The sequence below is a fragment of the Burkholderia sp. E168m15 genome, assembly GCF_016586105.1.
GTDB lineage: Bacteria > Pseudomonadota > Gammaproteobacteria > Burkholderiales > Burkholderiaceae > Burkholderia > Burkholderia orbicola.
On the sequence record NZ_BCPO01000007.1, the window covers coordinates 1 to 16,902 of the forward strand.

Sequence of the window (16,902 nt, forward strand, 5' to 3'; positions counted from 1 at the left end):
GGGCGGCGCGCCGGCCTATGGAGAGCGCGGATGAGCGCCCTGCCGATCGCGACCAATCGCTACTTCGACAACCACTTCGAGCGCCCCGGCGTGAAGCTGTTGCCGAACGAGTTCTACACGACCGCCGAGGACATGGTGCTGATGACCGTGCTCGGCTCGTGCGTCGCCGCGTGCCTGCACGACCCGTACGCGGGCATCGGCGGGATGAACCATTTCATGCTACCGGACGACGGCGCCGATCCGGGCGCGGCCGCGTCGGAATCGATGCGCTACGGCGCGTATGCGATGGAAGTGCTGATCAACGAGCTGATCAAGGCCGGCGGGCGCCGCGAGCGCTTCGAGGCGAAGGTGTTCGGCGGCGCGGCCGTGCTGGCCGGGATGACGACGATCAACATCGGCGATCGCAACGCGGATTTCGTGCGCCGCTATCTCGCGCTGGAGCGCATCCGCATCACCGCGGAAGACCTGCAGGGCGTGCATCCGCGCAAGGTCGCGTTCATGCCGCACAGCGGGCGCGCGATGGTGAAGAAGTTGCGGCTGCAGGTGCCGGGCGTGACCGAGCGCGAAGCCGCGCTCGCGCGCGAGGCCGATCGCCTCCGCGCCGCACGGACTCGCGCGCAGGTCGAGCTGTTCGCCGCGAAGCGGCCTGCCGCGCCGCAACCGGCGCGCCCGCGCATCGAGCTGTTCGGCGGGCGCGGCACGGCGCCGGGCGCCGGGAGCCCCTCGGCCGGGAGCCCGTATGCCGCGAACCTATCAAGAAAGCAGGAGGCCTGACCGCAGTGCAGAAGATCAAAGTGTTGTGCGTCGACGATTCGGCGCTGATCCGCAGCCTGATGACCGAGATCATCAACAGCCAGCCCGACATGACGGTGGTCGCGACCGCGCCCGATCCGCTCGTCGCGCGCGAGCTCATCAAGCAGCACAACCCCGACGTGCTCACGCTCGACGTCGAAATGCCGCGCATGGACGGGCTCGACTTCCTCGAGAAGCTGATGCGCCTGCGGCCGATGCCGGTCGTGATGGTGTCGTCGCTGACCGAGCGCGGCTCGGAAATCACGCTGCGCGCGCTCGAACTCGGCGCGGTGGATTTCGTCACGAAGCCGCGCGTCGGGATTCGCGACGGGATGCTCGACTACGCGGAAAAGCTCGCCGACAAGATCCGCGCGGCGTCGCGCGCGCGCGTGCGCCAGGCGCCGCAGCCGCAGGCCGCCGCGCGCTCGGCGGACAGCGCCGCGGCCGCGCCGATGATCAACAACCCGCTCGTCAGTACCGAGAAGCTGATCATCATCGGCGCGTCGACGGGCGGCACCGAGGCGATCCGCGAAGTGCTGACGCCGCTGCCGCCGGATGCGCCGGCCGTGCTGATCGCGCAGCACATGCCGCCCGGCTTCACGAAATCGTTCGCGCAGCGGCTGAACGGCCTGTGCCGGATCGCGGTGAAGGAAGCCGAGCACGGCGAACGCGTGCTGCCGGGCCATGCGTACATCGCGCCGGGCCATGCGCACCTGTTGCTCGCGAGAAGCGGCGCGAACTATATTGCGCAACTGTCGGACGAGCCGCCGGTGAACCGGCACCGCCCGTCGGTCGACGTGCTGTTCCGCTCGGCGGCGACGCACGCGGGCAAGAACGCGATCGGCGTGATCCTCACCGGGATGGGCCGCGACGGCGCGGCCGGCCTGCTGGAAATGAAACGCGCGGGCGCTCACACGTTCGCGCAGGACGAAGCGAGCTGTATCGTGTTCGGGATGCCGCGCGAGGCGATCGCGCTCGGCGGCGCGGACGAGGTCGCACCGCTCGCCGACATGAGCCGCCGCGTGATGGCGCGCCTGGCGACGATGGGCGACCGCGTGCAGCGCGTGTGAATGGAATGTCACGGGGCGCGTGCCACGATACGCGCCTCGACGGAAACGAATCTGGAAAGGAACGACGATGGACAAGAGCATGAAAATCCTGGTGGTGGACGATTTCCCGACGATGCGCCGGATCGTCCGCAACCTGCTCAAGGAACTGGGCTACACGAACGTCGATGAGGCGGAGGACGGCGCGGCCGGCCTCGCGCGGCTGCGCGGCGGCGGCTTCGACTTCGTGATCTCGGACTGGAACATGCCGAACCTCGACGGCCTCGCGATGCTGAAGGAAATCCGCGCGGACGCGACGCTCACGCACCTGCCGGTGCTGATGGTCACGGCCGAGTCGAAGAAGGAGAACATCATCGCGGCCGCCCAGGCCGGCGCGAGCGGCTACGTCGTGAAACCGTTCACGGCCGCGACGCTCGACGAGAAGCTGAACAAGATCATCGACAAGATGGCCAAGGCCGGGAGCTGAACGTGAACGAGCCGATCCATGCGGCGCTCGCCGGCGCGGCGATCAACGCCGACGGCCATGCCGAAGGCGCCGATTACGCGAGCGACCGGATCCTCGCGCGCATCGGCCACGTCACGCGCACGCTGCGCGATTCGATGCGCGAGCTCGGGCTCGACAAGCATGTCGAGCGCGCGGCGGAAGCCGTGCCCGATGCGCGCGACCGGCTGCGCTACGTCGCGACGATGACCGAACAGGCCGCCGAGCGCGTGCTGAATGCGATCGAGATCGCGAAGCCGGTGCAGGAGCGTATCCAGAACGAAGCCGAGGCGCTCGACGCGCGCTGGGCGCAGTGGTATGCCGCGCCGATCGAGCACGCGGAAGTGCGCGAGCTGATGGACGATACGCGCACGTTCCTGCGCACGCTGCCCGAGTCGACGTCGGCGACCCGCGCGCAACTGCTCGAGATCATGCTCGCGCAGGATTTCCAGGATCTGACCGGGCAGGTGATCAAGAAGATCATGGACATGGTCTACCTGATCGAGCAGCAGCTCCTCACCGTGCTCGTCGAGAACATCGCGCCGGAGCGGCGCGAGCAGTTCGCGGCCACCGCGGCCGCGCTGGCGGCCGAGCAGATGAGCGCGACCGGCAGCCCCGAATCGCTGCTGAACGGCCCGCAGATCGCGCCGGAAGGCAAATCCGACGTCGTTCAGGACCAGGGGCAGGTCGACGATCTGCTCGCGAGCCTCGGCTTCTGATCCTGCCGCGGCGCATCCGCGCGCCCGGTTGCCGGGCGCCCCGCCCCGCGGGGCCGCCGATGCGCGCATTCCCCTTTCCCGCCTCGTTCTCCCGCCCGCCGCGCTTGCGCGGCGCGGTGTCATCCTGCGTCGAATTGACACTTCGCCACACTCCGCAGGCATACTACGCGTCAGCAGCAACGTAGCGTCTCATTCGTAAGATTCATAAGTTGGCAGGCGGCGCGTGCCGACGGCGGCGCCGTCGGCAACGAAGCCAGTCCCTTGGGGGGGAACGTGAAGCTGAAACGCTTGGGCTGGACCGTCGCGCACGCGACGGCTGCAATGGGTGTGCTGTGGGCCGTCCACGCACATGCGGAACTGGGCGGCGCGCCGATGTCGCCGCCGGCGGACGATCAGGCCGCCACCGTGCGCGCGCTGCAGCGCGCCATGCGCTCGGCGGACGGCGCGCAGGCCAGCACGGCCGCCTATACCGTCCGCGAGATCACGCTCGGATCGGGCACCGTCATCCACGAATACACGTCGGCCGCCGGCAGCGTGTTCGGCCTCGCGTGGCGCGGGCCGACGATGCCGGATCTCGCGTCGCTGCTCGGCAGCTATTTCCCGCAGTACACCGCCGGCGTCCAGGCGGCGCACCGGGCGCGCGGCTGGCGCGCGCCGGTGGCGGTCGAGACGAGCGGCCTCGTGATCCGGACGGGCGGCCATATGGGCGCCTTCTCCGGCCAGGCGTGGCTGCCGTCGGCGCTGCCCGCCGGCGTGGCCGGCACCGATATCCAGTGACAGCGGGAGAGCGATCTTGAGCATTCCTCGTACATTCAAGCGCTGGCTCGGCGTGCTGGGCCTCCTGGCCGCGACGGCCGTGCTCGTGACGGCATGCGGCGGCGGCGATGGCGGCGGCGGTTCGGGCAACGGCGGCAATGCCGGCAATACGGGCGGCAACGGCTCGGGCGGGTCCGACGGCAACAGCGGCAACACGGCCGTCGTCACGGTCGGCGCCGGCGCCGCGAACGTGATCAACATCCCGACCATCAGCCTGAAGATCTGCGTGCCGGGCACGTCGAACTGCCAGATCGTCAACAACGTGCTCGTCGATACCGCGTCCTACGGGCTGCGGCTCGTCGGCAGCGCGGTGGCGGGCGTGCACGACAGCCTGCCGCAGGTGACGAGCGGTGGCGCGCCGGTCGCCGAATGCGGCAAGTTCGTGTCGAGCTACACGTGGGGCTCGGTGCGCACCGTCGACCTGTCGATCGGCACCGAGCAGGCGAGCTCGCTGCCCGTGCAGATCATCGGCGACCTCGGCACGACCAACGTACCGAGTTCATGCACGAACGGCGGCGCGTCGGCCAACTCGACCGGCGCGCTCGGCGCGAACGGCATCCTCGGCATCGGGCCGGCGCCGTACGACTGCGGCACGACCTGCGCCACGTCGACGTCGACGAGCAACAACTACTACGCGTGCCCGAACGGCGACAACGCGCGCTGCACGGTCGCGCTCGTGCCGCTGGCGCAGCAGGTGGCGAATCCGGTGCATCGGTTCGCGAACAACGACGGGGTGAGCGTGCAGATGCCGGCCATCTCCGACAACGGGCAGGCAAGCGCGACCGGCACGCTGACGTTCGGCCTGCCGAACCTGGACGGCAAGACGGTGATGAGGTCGACCACGACCGGCGACGTCAGTGCGACGTTCCAGGGGCGCAGCGTGACCGCGTTCTTCGATACCGGCTCGAACGCGTATTTCTTCAACGATTCGACGTCGACGTCGCAACCGTGCACGCGGAATACGGAGTTCTACTGCCCGTCGGCGACGACCACCTATTCGGCCACGTTGAGCGGGCAGAACGGCGCGTCGGGCACCGTGTCGATGCCGGTCGCCAACGCCGATGCGCTGTTCTCGAACTCGTCCACGTTCGCGTTCAACGACATCGCGGGCCCGTTCGGCTCGTCCAGCTGGCTCGACATCGGCATGCCGCACTTCTACGGCAAGACGATCTACTTCGGGATGGACAAGACCGCGAGCGGCGGCCCGCAGCCGTTCGTCGCGTTCTGACGCGGCACGGCCGGACGCAGGAACGAGGGGGGCGAGCGATCGCCCCCTTTTTTTCGGCCCGGCGGCCTTGAGGCTACGGACCGGCGCGCTGCCGGGCGCCGGCGTAGCGTCTACGATGTAAGACCGGCACCGGTGCCGGCACGACATCGAGGAGACAGCGCCATGAACCCGCGTATCCAGCGCATCACGCCGTTCCTGTGGTTCGACCGCGACGCCGAGGCGGCGGCCGGTTTCTACGTATCGGTGTTCGACAACGCGCGCATCGTGCACGTCGCGCGCTACGGCAAGGCCGGCGCGCACGCGTCCGGCAACGCCGAGGGCGCGGTGATGACCGTGGCGTTCGAGCTCGACGGGCAGGCGTTCGTCGCGCTGAACGGCGGCCCCGTGTTCCAGATGACGCCGGCCGTGTCGTTCGTCGTCAACTGCCGCGACCAGGCCGAGATCGACCATTACTGGGCGCGCCTGTCCGAAGGCGGCGACGAGCGCGCGCAGCAATGCGGCTGGCTGCGCGACCGCTTCGGCGTGTCGTGGCAGGTCGTGCCCGTGCAGATGGCCGAGCTGATGACCGGCGACCCGGCCCGCGCCGAGCGCGTGATGGCGCAGGTGATGACGATGAAGAAGCTCGATCTCGGCGCGCTGCAGCGGGCGGCGGCCGGCTAGGGTCAGCGCAAGCCCGTTGTCGGCGTGAACAGGCCCGAGGCCGCTTCGGTCGGTCGGGCCGCTCAAGGCCGGCGGCCGGCCGTTTCGTTCCGATGCGCGACATCGTTGCGTCGAGGCCGATTTCCCGCCTTTCCCGGCCGCCGGTGCACCGTTCCCCCGCATCGCGCCGCCGCGGTCCCGCTGGCCGTCGCCGCTTCGCCGACGCGCCGGCCGCCCTGTTTTCCCGCCGCGCCGCGCGGCGTTCCGCCCCCGCTCCAGCCGCGTTCGCGGCGGTTCGCCCGATTCTCCGAAATACCCCCCTTTCCCGGCTTTGCTCGACCGATCGGCGTTTGACGCCTCCATGAATAATCGGTGGCACTGGAAAGCGGCATTCCGCCGTACCCGACTGGAGGCCCCGTGGCAGACGAGAGCGATCTCGACAAGACCGAAGCCGCCACTCCCAGGCGCCGCGAGAAGGCGCGCGAGGAGGGGCAGGTCGCGCGTTCGCGCGAACTGGCTTCGTTCGCGCTGCTCGCGGCGGGGTTCTACGGCGCATGGTTGCTCGCGGGCCCGTCGGGCGCGCATCTGCAGGCGATGCTGCGCGGCGCGTTCACGTTCGATCGCGCGACCGCGTTCGACACCCACCGGATGCTGTCGGCGGCCGGCAGCGCGAGCCTCGAAGGCTTCGCCGCGTTGCTGCCGCTCCTCGCGCTCACCGGCGTCGCCGCGCTGCTCGCGCCGATGGCGCTCGGCGGCTGGCTGATTTCGCAAAAGACGTTCGAGCTGAAGTTCGACCGCCTGAACCCGATCTCGGGCCTCGGCCGGATCTTCTCGATCCAGGGGCCGATCCAGCTCGGGATGTCGATCGCGAAGACGCTGGTCGTCGGCGGGATCGGCGGCATCGCGATCTGGCGCAGCAAGGACGAACTGCTCGGCCTCGCGACGCAGCCGCTCGGCGCCGCGCTGCCCGATGCGCTGCATCTGGTCGCCGTGTGCTGCGGCACGACGGTCGCCGGGATGCTGGTCGTCGCCGGGCTCGACGTGCCTTACCAACTCTGGCAGTACAACAAGAAGTTGCGCATGACGAAGGAAGAAGTGAAGCGCGAGCATCGCGAGAACGAAGGCGATCCGCACGTGAAGGGGCGGATTCGCCAGCAGCAGCGCGCGATCGCCCGCCGCCGGATGATGGCGGCCGTGCCGAAGGCCGACGTGGTCGTCACGAACCCGACGCACTTCGCGGTCGCGCTGCAATACACGGATGGCGAGATGCGCGCGCCGAAGGTCGTCGCGAAGGGCGTGAACCTCGTCGCCGCGCGCATCCGCGAACTCGCGGCCGAGCACAACGTGCCGCTGCTCGAAGCGCCGCCGCTCGCGCGTGCGCTGTATCACAACGTCGAACTCGAGCGCGAGATCCCCGGTTCGCTGTACTCGGCGGTCGCCGAAGTGCTCGCGTGGGTCTACCAGCTCAAGCGCTTCCGTTCGGAAGGCGGCGCGTTCCCGGCGATGCCGGTCGATCTCGACGTGCCGGCCGAACTCGACAAGGGCACGTCGGTCGCCGCCGACGACGAGCGTGAAGAAGCCGAGGACACCCTCGGCAAGCAAGGGAACGCAGCATGAGCACCCCGACCACCGGCCTGTTCGCGAAGCGCCCGAACGTGCTGGCAGGCACGAACCTGCGCGCGCTCGCGGGCCCGATCCTCATCTGCATGATCCTGGGGATGATGATCCTGCCGCTGCCGCCGATGCTGCTGGATCTGCTGTTCACCTTCAACATCGCGCTGTCGGTGATGGTGCTGCTCGTCAGCATGTACACGATGAAGCCGCTCGACTTCGCGGCGTTCCCGAGCGTGCTGCTGTTCTCGACGCTCCTGCGCCTGTCGCTGAACGTCGCGTCGACGCGCGTCGTGCTGCTCGAAGGCCACACCGGCCCCGACGCGGCCGGCCAGGTGATCGAGGCGTTCGGCCACTTCCTCGTGGGCGGCAACTTCGCGGTCGGCATCGTCGTGTTCGTGATCCTGATGATCATCAACTTCATGGTGATCACGAAGGGCGCGGGGCGGATCGCCGAAGTGTCCGCGCGCTTCACGCTCGACGCGATGCCCGGCAAGCAGATGGCGATCGACGCGGATCTCAACGCCGGCCTCATCAACGAGGAGCAGGCCCGCAAGCGCCGCCTCGCCGTGTCGCAGGAAGCCGAGTTCTACGGGTCGATGGACGGCGCATCGAAGTTCGTGCGCGGCGACGCGATCGCCGGCCTGATCATCATGGCGATCAACGTGATCGGCGGGCTGATCGTCGGGATGGTGCAGCACGACATGAGCTTCGCCGCGGCCGGCACCAACTACACGCTGCTGACGATCGGCGACGGCCTCGTCGCGCAGATCCCGTCGCTCGTGATCTCGACCGCGGCCGGCGTGATCGTGTCGCGCGTCGCGACCGACGAGGACATCGGCACGCAAATCACCGGCCAGCTGTTCACGAACCCGCGCGTGCTGAACATCACCGGCGCGATCATCGTGCTGATGGGGCTGATCCCGGGGATGCCGCACTTCGCGTTCCTCGCGCTCGGCGGCGGCGCGATCTGGCTGGCGCGCACCCAGACCAAGCGTGCGGCGGCGCGCAAGGCGGCCGGCGACGTGACCGACATCGCACCGCCCGCGGTGCTGCCGGCCGACAGCCACGAAGCGACCTGGGACGACGTGCAGCTGATCGACCCGCTCGGCCTCGAAGTCGGCTACCGGCTGATCCCGCTGGTCGACAAGAACAGCGACGGCGAGCTGCTCAAGCGCATCAAGAGCATCCGCAAGAAATTCGCGCAGGAAATCGGCTTCCTGCCGCCGGTGATCCATATCCGCGACAACCTCGAACTGCGGCCGAACGCGTACCGGATCGCGCTGAAGGGCGTCGAGATCGGCGCGGGCGAAGTGTTCCCGGGCCAGTGGCTCGCGATCAACCCGGGCCAGGTGACGGCCGCGCTGCCGGGCGCCGTCACGCAGGACCCCGCGTTCGGGCTGCCGGCCGTGTGGATCGACGTCGCGCTGCGCGAGCAGGCGCAGGTGTACGGCTACACGGTGGTCGACGCGAGCACGGTGGTCGCGACGCATCTGAACCATCTCGTCGTCCAGCACGCGGCCGAGCTGCTCGGCCGCCAGGAAGTGCAGGCGCTCGTCGAGCGCACCGGCAAGGACGCGCCGTCGCTCGTCGAGGACCTCGTGCCGAAGACGATCTCGCTCACCACGCTGCAGAAAGTGCTGCAGAACCTGCTCGAGGAAGGCGTGCCGATCCGCGACATGCGTACGATCCTCGAGGCCGTGTCCGAGCATGCGGGCCGCGGCGACGCGTTCGAGATCACGGCCGCGGTGCGGCTCTCGCTCGGCCGCGCGATCACGCAGCAGTGGTATCCGGGCAACGGCGAAATGCAGGTGATGGGCCTCGACGCGAATCTGGAGCGCGTGCTGTCGCAGGCGCTCGCCACCGGCGCGAACCCGGGCCTCGAGCCCGGCCTTGCGCACAACCTTCTGACCGGCACGCAGCAAGCGATGCTGCGTCAACAGAATCTCGGGCTGCCGCCGGTGCTGCTGGTGCAGCACGCGCTGCGCGCGATGCTCGCGCGCTTCCTGCGCCGCAGCCTGCCGCAATTGAAAGTGCTGTCGTATGCCGAAGTGCCGGACACACGCACGATCAAAGTCGTTAACGTCATCGGGGGTTCCGCTTGAACATTCGCAAATTCACCGGCGCAACGAGCCGCGACGCACTTCGTCTCGTGCGCGAGGCGCTCGGCGCCGACGCGGTCGTGCTGTCGAACCGCACGCTCGATGACGGCAGTGTCGAAATCGTTGCACTCGCCGATTCGGATCTGGCCGCGGTGGCGCCGCCGGCCGCGCGTCCGCGCGTCGCCCCGTCGCGCGTGCCGGAATCCGTGCCGGCCGCCGCCGTGCCGGGGATCGTGTCGCGCCCCGGCATCGCACCGCGCCCGGCCGTCAATCCGTATGCGGCGGGCGAAGGCGGGCTGCCGGACGTGTTCTCGTCCGTGTTCGGCGCGAGCGCCGACGCGCAAGAGGCGGATGCGCATCGTTCGTCGATCGAGGCTGACGCGCCCGCCGCGGCCGCGCCGTCGATCGCAGCACCGACCGCCGGATCGCCGGCCGCCGGATGGCCGGCCCCCGGATCGCCGGCCGCCACTTCCGAACCCGCACCGTGGCTGGTCGAGCACGCGAAGCGCCTCACGCAGCAGCGCGACGCGCTGATCGCCCGAGCGCAGGCGCCTGCCGAGCCGCAGGCGAGCGCGCCGCAGCCCGCAGCCGGCGCGACGCCGCCCGACTGGGCACGCGACATCGTGCGCGACGCAGAACGCCGGATGCCGCCCGCCGGCGCGCCGGCCGCCGCGCGGCGCGCCCCCGACACGGGCGCCGCGTACGCCGCCAAGACGGCCGAACGCACGCGCCTGTCGTCCGACGCGGCCGCCGCGGTGGCCGACGCGGTGAAGTCGCGCATCGAGCGGATCGTCAACGACACCGTGATGCAGGAGCTGGGCGAGCTGCGCGGGATGATGCAAGAGCAGTTCGACAGCCTGATGTGGCACGACCGCCAGCGCCGCAGCGCCGTTCACGGCGCGCTGACGAAGCACCTGTTCGCGGCGGGCTTTTCCGCGCAACTGGTGCGGATGCTGGTCGACAACCTGCCGTCCGGCGACGACGCGCAGACCTTCGAGCAGGCCGCCGAATGGGCGCAGTCGGTGCTCGCGTCGAACCTGCCGGTGCTCGACAGCGAGGACGCGCTGATGGAGCGCGGCGGCGTGTTCGCGCTGATGGGGCCGACGGGCGTCGGCAAGACGACCACCACCGCGAAGCTGGCCGCGCGCTGCGTGATGCGCTTCGGCGCGAGCAAGGTCGCGCTGCTGACCACCGACAGCTACCGGATCGGCGGCCACGAGCAACTGCGCATCTTCGGCAAGATCCTCGGCGTGCCGGTGCATGCGGTGAAGGATGCGGGCGATCTCGCGCTCGCGCTGTCCGAGCTGCGCAACAAGCACATCGTGCTGATCGACACGATCGGCATGAGCCAGCGCGACCGCGCGGTGTCCGACCAGATCGCGATGCTGCACGGCGCGAACGCGCCGGTGCAGCGCCTGCTGCTGCTCAACGCGACGAGCCACGGCGACACGCTGAACGAAGTCGTGCAGGCGTACCGCAGCGCGGGCGATCACCCGGATCTCGCCGGCTGCATCCTCACGAAGCTCGACGAGGCGACCCACCTCGGCGGCGTGCTCGACACGGTGATCCGCTACAAGCTGCCGGTCCACTACGTGTCGACCGGCCAGAAGGTGCCGGAGAACCTGTACGTCGCGTCGACCAAATTCCTGCTGAAGAGCGCGTTCTGTGTGCCGCGCGACGGCTCGCCCTTCGTGCCGCAAGACGAGGACATGCCGACGCTGCTTTCCGCACTGACCGCACGTTCCACCGCCGAGCTGCACGAGGTGCGATTTGGATAAACGGATCATCGATCAGGCCGAAGGGCTGCGGCGCCTGCTCGCCGGGCGCGCGTCGCGTATCGTCGCGGTGACGGGTGGGCCGGCGGGCGTCGGCTGCACGTCCACCGTGGTGAATCTCGCGGCGGCGCTCGCGTCGCTCGGCAAGGACGTGCTCGTCGTCGACGAGCGCGCCGACGTGCATTCGGCCAGCGCGACGCTCGCCGGCGCGTGGCTGCGCGATGGCGAACGCACGCGGGTGGCGGCCGGCTTCGGCCTGTGCGGCGCCGCGCGGCTCGCGCGCGCCGGCTACAGCGACGCGCAACTGAGCGACTTCATCGACGGCCCGGCCGATATCGTCCTCGTCGACGCGCAGCTCGGCGCCGACGGGTCGTTCTCGGCGCTCGCGCGCGAAGCGCACGACGTGCTGGTCGTCACGCGGGTCGCCGCGCAGGCGATCACCGAGGCGTACGCGTGCATGAAGCGGCTGCATTTCGCGCACGCGTTCGCGCAGTTCCGCGTGCTGACCAACCAGGTCGGCAGCCACGCGGACGCGAAGACGGCCTTCGACAACCTCGCGGGCGTCGCGAGCCGCTACCTGACCGTATCGATCGCCGATGCGGGCTGCGTGAGCGCCGATCCGCTCGTCGAGCACGCCCGCGAACTGATGCATGCGGTGGTCGACGCGTTCCCGTCGTCGCCTGCCGCGCGCGATTACCGGCAGATTGCCGCCGATTTGTTGTACTGGCCGATGCGCCCGCGTTCGGGTGCGGGCCGCGCGGTCCACGCCGGCGGCAAGCCGTCGTATGAGGCGGGCGCGGCACACGCCGCGTGAGCGCCACCCGAAGGAGAGAGCCACGATGTACAACGCTCAAGGAAAGATGTCCCAGGCCGACGTGCTCGCGCAATACGCGCCGCTCGTGCGCCGCCTCGGGCTGCAGCTCGTCGCGAAGATGCCGGCGAGCGTCGATCTCGACGACCTGATCCAGGCCGGCATGATCGGCCTGATGGACGCGGCCGGCCGCTACAAGGAAGATCAGGGCGCGCAGTTCGAGACCTACGCGACGCAGCGCATCCGCGGCGCGATGCTCGATGAGTTGCGCAGCAACGACTGGCTGCCGCGCAGCCTGCGCAAGACGTCGCGCGAGGTCGAGCACGCGGTGCACCAGGTCGAGCAGCACCTCGGCCGCTCGGCGAGCGAGACCGAGATCGCGCAGCACCTGAACATGCCGCTCGACGAATACCAGGGGATGCTGCAGGACCTGCACGGCAGCCAGCTCATCTATTACGAGGATTTCGACCGCGCGGCCGACGACGAGCCGTTCCTCGACCGCTATCGCGTCGATCACGCCGATCCGTTGTCGGCGCTGCTCGACGATCACCTGCGCGAGGCGCTCGTCGAGGCGATCGAGCGGCTGCCGGAGCGCGAGAAGCTGCTGATGTCGCTGTACTACGAACGGGGTCTGAATCTGCGCGAGATCGGCGCGGTGCTCGAAGTGAGCGAATCGCGCGTGTGCCAGCTGCACAGCCAGGCCGTCGCACGCCTGCGCGCCCGGCTGCGCGAGCAGGCGTGGGTCGGCGCGGAGTCCTGACCCGAAGAAGTTCCGACCCTTTGCCGACGGCCGCGCGCGCCGGCGCCGCGCGCGTCGCGTGCCTACGCGTCGTCCTTGCGCATTTCGCGCGCCGATTTGCTACAATCCCCTCCGTTTTCCGAGGAGCGTTGCGACGGACCATCCGTGTCCGCCAGGCTCGGAGAGCTTCACCAAGCAGCCGTGCGGCGATTTTTTTCGCGCCGGCCCCGCTTCCTGAACGGCGCTCACGTCACCAATCTAGAAACTTTTTAGAAAGGAGGGCGTGATGAACGCCATTATCGATTCCAAGGCTTCCCACGATTACGTCGTCGCCGACATGGCGCTGGCCGGCTGGGGCCGCAAGGAACTCAACATCGCCGAGACCGAAATGCCGGGCCTCGTGCAGATCCGCGACGAATACAAGGCGCAGCAGCCGCTGAAGGGCGCGCGCATCGCCGGTTCGCTGCACATGACGATCCAGACGGGCGTGTTGATCGAGACGCTGAAGGCGCTCGGCGCGGACGTGCGCTGGGCATCGTGCAACATCTTCTCGACCCAGGATCACGCGGCCGCCGCGATCGTCGAAGCCGGCACGCCGGTGTTCGCGTTCAAGGGCGAATCGCTCGACGAATACTGGGAGTTCTCGCACCGCATCTTCGAATGGCCGAACGGCGAATTCGCGAACATGATCCTGGACGACGGCGGCGACGCAACGCTGCTGCTGATCCTCGGCTCGAAGGCCGAGAAGGACCGTTCGGTGATCGCGAAGCCGACCAACGAGGAAGAAGTCGCGCTGTACAAGTCGATCGCGGCCCACCTCGACGTCGACGCGAACTGGTACTCGAAGCGCCTCGCGCACATCAAGGGCGTGACCGAAGAGACCACGACCGGCGTGCACCGCCTGTACCAGATGGAAAAGGACGGCCGCCTGCCGTTCCCGGCGTTCAACGTGAACGATTCGGTCACGAAGTCGAAGTTCGACAACCTGTACGGCTGCCGTGAATCGCTCGTCGACGGCATCAAGCGCGCGACCGACGTGATGATCGCGGGCAAGGTCGCGGTCGTCGCGGGCTACGGCGACGTGGGCAAGGGCTGCGCGCAGTCGCTGCGCGGCCTGGGCGCGACCGTGTGGGTCACCGAAATCGATCCGATCTGCGCGCTGCAGGCGGCGATGGAAGGCTACCGCGTCGTGACGATGGAATACGCGGCCGACAAGGCCGACATCTTCGTGACGGCGACCGGCAACTACCACGTGATCAACCACGATCACATGAAGGCGATGCGTCACAACGCGATCGTCTGCAACATCGGCCACTTCGACTCGGAAATCGACGTTGCGTCGACGCGCCAGTACCAGTGGGAAAACATCAAGCCGCAGGTCGACCACATCATCTTCCCGGACGGCAAGCGCGTGATCCTGCTGGCCGAAGGCCGCCTCGTGAACCTCGGCTGCGCGACCGGCCACCCGTCGTTCGTGATGTCGAACTCGTTCGCGAACCAGACGCTCGCACAGATCGAACTGTTCACGCGCGGCGAGCAGTACGAGAACAAGGTGTACGTGCTGCCGAAGCATCTCGATGAAAAGGTCGCGCGCCTGCACCTGGCGCGCATCGGCGCGAACCTGTCGGTGCTGTCGGACGAGCAGGCTTCGTACATCGGCGTGCAGAAGGACGGCCCGTTCAAGCCGAACCACTACCGCTACTGATGTACTGATGCGCTGCCGCCGTCGCGCCGCGCGCCCGTTGCGGGCGCACGGCGCGGCGGCGCTCACCGATCGTACCGATCGACAACCGAACCGGAGCCCTCCATGAGCGTCATCCTCACCTGGGTCATCAACGCGCTGGCGCTGCTGATCATCACGTACCTCGTGCCGTCGATCCACATCAAGAGCTTCGGCACCGCGCTGATCATCGCGGTCGTGCTCGGGCTGATCAACACGGTGATCCGGCCGGTGCTGATCCTGCTGACGCTGCCCGTCACGATCGTCACGCTCGGGGTGTTCATCCTCGTCGTGAACGCGCTGTGCTTCTGGTTCGCGTCGTCGCTGCTGAAGGGCTTCGAGGTGTCGGGGTTCTGGTCCGCGTTCTTCGGTTCGATCCTGTACAGCATCGTGTCGTGGCTGCTGTCCGCCCTGATCTTCGGCCAGCGCGACATCGGCTGAGGGCCGGCGGGCGCAGGCCCAACCCCATCGAATCATGAAACCGATCGAACTCTCGTTTGAATTCTTCCCGCCGAAGACGGCGGACGGCGTCGAAAAGCTGCGCGCCACGCGCGCGCAGCTGCTGCCGCTGAAGCCGAAATTCGTCTCCGTGACGTTCGGCGCCGGTGGCTCGACGCAGCAGGGCACGCTCGATACCGTGCTCGACATGCAGAAGGACGGCCTCGAGGCCGCGCCGCACCTGTCGTGCATCGGCTCGTCGCGCGACAGCCTGCGCGCGATCCTCGACCAGTACCGCTCGCACGGCATCCGGCACATCGTCGCGCTGCGCGGTGACCTGCCGTCGGGGATGGGCGAGGTCGGCGAGCTGCGCTATGCGTCCGAGCTCGTCAGCTTCATCCGCGCCGAGCATGGCGACTGGTTCCACATCGAGGTTGCCGGTTATCCGGAGTACCACCCGCAATCGCGCTCGCCGAAGGCCGATCTCGAGAATTTCGCGCGCAAGGTGAAAGCCGGCGCGAATTCCGCGATCACGCAGTACTTCTTCAACGCGGACGCGTATTTCCGCTTCGTCGACGATGCGCGCAAGCTGGGGGTGGACGTGCCGATCGTGCCGGGCATCATGCCGATCACGAACTTCTCTCAGCTGATGCGCTTCTCCGAGATGTGCGGCGCCGAAGTGCCGCGCTGGGTCGCGCGCCGGCTCGAGAGCTTCGGCGACGATCGCGAGTCGATCCGCGCGTTCGGCGCGGACGTCGTCACGAACCTGTGCCAGCGCCTGATCGACGCGGGCGTGCCGGGGCTGCACTTCTACACGTTGAACTTGGCGACCGCCACGCGGACGATCTGCGAACGGCTCGCGGTGTAACGAGCGCCGTCACGCGGTTGCCTGCGTGAAAGCCCCGCCGGTTTGCGCCGGCGGGGCTTTTTTTTATCGTGAAGCGCCGCGCATGCCGCGTGGCGGAAGCCGCTGAATCAGCGCTGCGCCTGCATCAGCGGCGGACGGCGGTCGAACCACGGCCGCGCCTGTTCGAGCTGCCGCGCGAGCCGGAGCAGCAACGCTTCGTCCGCGTGGCGCGCGGCGAACTGCACGCCGATCGGCAGCCCGCGCGCGTTCCAGTACAGCGGCACCGACATCGCCGGCTGGCCGGTCAGGTTGAACAGCTCGGTGCAGCCGGCCCACGCGAACGCCTTCTCCGACGACTTCGCGAGCATCTCCTTCAGCAGCGGCTTCACCGGCAGCGCGGCGACCAGCTTCATCTGCGCGGATTCGAACGGCGTCGGCTGCAGTTCGCCGATCTTCACCGGTGGCCCCGCGAGCGATGCGCACAGGATCGCGTCGTAACGCGACACGAGACCGGCGACCTGCACGGTGAGCTGGCGTTGCCATTCGAGCACGTCGGGCAGGCGCGTGCGCGCGAGCCGCCGGCCCACCACGGCCATCGCCCAGGTCGCGGCCTCGAATTCGCCGCGCCGCGGCGTGCGGCCGGTCAGTTCGCGCGCGCCGAGCACCATTTCTTCGGCGATCGTCGCCCACAGCGTGAGGAAGGTTTCGGCCGCGCGCGCATAGTCGATCTGCAGCGTCGCCGGTTCGACGTGATGGCCGAGCGATTCGAGCAGCGCGGCCGCGTCGTCGAGCGCCGCGCGCGTGTCGTCGGCGAGCGCCGGCGCGAGCATCGGATCGACGACGAGGCCGATCCGCAGCGGGCCGGGCGGCGTATCGAGCGCGCCGAGGAAGGTGCCGGGCGCGCCGGGCGGCAACGTCTGGCCGGTCGTCACGTCGAGCAGCAGCGCACTGTCGCGCACGCTGCGCGACACCGCGTGCTGGACGACGAGTTCGCCGTTCGACGGCAGGTCGACGAGCACCGGGTTGCGGCTCGGCTTCAGGCCGAACAGCCCGCAGCACGACGCCGGAATGCGGATCGAGCCGCCGCCGTCGGACGCATGCGCGAGCGGCACGATGC

Annotated in this window: 16 protein-coding genes and 1 riboswitch; of the genes, 15 read left to right on the forward strand and 1 reads right to left on the reverse strand. The window is 69.0% G+C overall.

Features of this window, described 5'->3' with window-relative positions; all coding sequences use genetic code 11:
• Positions 1-30: 30 nt before the first annotated feature.
• From cheD to metF, 15 genes are all read left to right on the forward strand, one after another.
• Complete coding sequence (gene cheD / locus JMF86_RS00900; protein WP_011694091.1) at positions 31-774, forward strand: chemoreceptor glutamine deamidase CheD; 744 nt, start codon at positions 31-33, stop codon at positions 772-774.
• On the forward strand, positions 771-1,862 hold the full coding sequence (locus JMF86_RS00905; protein WP_027810841.1) for a chemotaxis response regulator protein-glutamate methylesterase: 1,092 nt from the start codon (positions 771-773) through the stop codon (positions 1,860-1,862). The genes cheD and JMF86_RS00905 overlap by 4 nt, the downstream gene beginning before the upstream one ends.
• 67 nt (positions 1,863-1,929) lie before the next feature.
• The gene (gene cheY / locus JMF86_RS00910) at positions 1,930-2,325 is read left to right on the forward strand and encodes a chemotaxis response regulator CheY (protein WP_006754880.1); all 396 of its coding nucleotides are present in this window, start codon (positions 1,930-1,932) and stop codon (positions 2,323-2,325) included.
• 2 nt (positions 2,326-2,327) lie between these two features.
• Positions 2,328-3,059, forward strand: coding sequence for a protein phosphatase CheZ (gene cheZ / locus JMF86_RS00915; protein WP_006477357.1), 732 nt, complete (start codon positions 2,328-2,330; stop codon positions 3,057-3,059).
• A gap of 273 nt (positions 3,060-3,332) precedes the next feature.
• Positions 3,333-3,836: a DUF2844 domain-containing protein gene (locus JMF86_RS00920; RefSeq protein WP_011546708.1), complete on the forward strand. Its 504-nt coding sequence runs from the start codon at positions 3,333-3,335 to the stop codon at positions 3,834-3,836.
• A 16-nt stretch (positions 3,837-3,852) separates the two neighbouring features.
• Positions 3,853-5,103 (forward strand): DUF3443 family protein, encoded by a 1,251-nt coding sequence (locus JMF86_RS00925; protein ID WP_011546707.1) that lies wholly within the window; start codon positions 3,853-3,855, stop codon positions 5,101-5,103.
• A 162-nt stretch (positions 5,104-5,265) separates the two neighbouring features.
• A complete protein-coding gene (locus JMF86_RS00930; RefSeq protein ID WP_011546706.1) occupies positions 5,266-5,763 on the forward strand; it encodes a VOC family protein in 498 nt (165 codons plus the stop codon).
• 396 nt (positions 5,764-6,159) lie between these two features.
• A complete protein-coding gene (gene flhB / locus JMF86_RS00935) occupies positions 6,160-7,359 on the forward strand; it encodes a flagellar biosynthesis protein FlhB (RefSeq protein WP_011546705.1) in 1,200 nt (399 codons plus the stop codon).
• Positions 7,356-9,458 (forward strand): flagellar biosynthesis protein FlhA, encoded by a 2,103-nt coding sequence (flhA, locus tag JMF86_RS00940; protein WP_006477362.1) that lies wholly within the window; start codon positions 7,356-7,358, stop codon positions 9,456-9,458. Before flhB ends, flhA begins: the two co-directional genes overlap by 4 nt.
• Positions 9,455-11,233 carry a flagellar biosynthesis protein FlhF gene (gene flhF / locus JMF86_RS00945; protein WP_175809436.1) on the forward strand — a complete coding sequence of 593 codons (1,779 nt, stop codon included), beginning with the start codon at positions 9,455-9,457 and terminating at the stop codon, positions 11,231-11,233. The genes flhA and flhF overlap by 4 nt, the downstream gene beginning before the upstream one ends.
• Positions 11,226-12,044, forward strand: coding sequence for a flagellar biosynthesis protein FlhG (locus JMF86_RS00950; protein ID WP_011546703.1), 819 nt, complete (start codon positions 11,226-11,228; stop codon positions 12,042-12,044). The genes flhF and JMF86_RS00950 overlap by 8 nt, the downstream gene beginning before the upstream one ends.
• A 25-nt stretch (positions 12,045-12,069) precedes the next feature.
• Positions 12,070-12,801: an RNA polymerase sigma factor FliA gene (locus JMF86_RS00955; RefSeq protein WP_011546702.1), complete on the forward strand. Its 732-nt coding sequence runs from the start codon at positions 12,070-12,072 to the stop codon at positions 12,799-12,801.
• Positions 12,802-12,915: 114 nt separating this feature from the next.
• Positions 12,916-13,034: riboswitch (S-adenosyl-L-homocysteine riboswitch) on the forward strand.
• Positions 13,035-13,066: 32 nt separating this feature from the next.
• Positions 13,067-14,485 carry an adenosylhomocysteinase gene (ahcY, locus tag JMF86_RS00960; RefSeq protein WP_012327710.1) on the forward strand — a complete coding sequence of 473 codons (1,419 nt, stop codon included), beginning with the start codon at positions 13,067-13,069 and terminating at the stop codon, positions 14,483-14,485.
• A 102-nt stretch (positions 14,486-14,587) separates the two neighbouring features.
• Positions 14,588-14,941, forward strand: coding sequence for a phage holin family protein (locus JMF86_RS00965; protein WP_006477367.1), 354 nt, complete (start codon positions 14,588-14,590; stop codon positions 14,939-14,941).
• Positions 14,942-14,975: 34 nt separating this feature from the next.
• Entirely contained in the window at positions 14,976-15,806 is an 831-nt protein-coding gene (gene metF / locus JMF86_RS00970) for a methylenetetrahydrofolate reductase [NAD(P)H] (RefSeq protein WP_011546700.1), read from the forward strand.
• Between the two features lie 107 nt (positions 15,807-15,913).
• Here metF and JMF86_RS00975 read toward each other — a convergent pair.
• Positions 15,914-16,902 (reverse strand): amidase (locus tag JMF86_RS00975; RefSeq protein WP_269189813.1); only part of this gene is annotated, 989 nt, incomplete at its 5' end.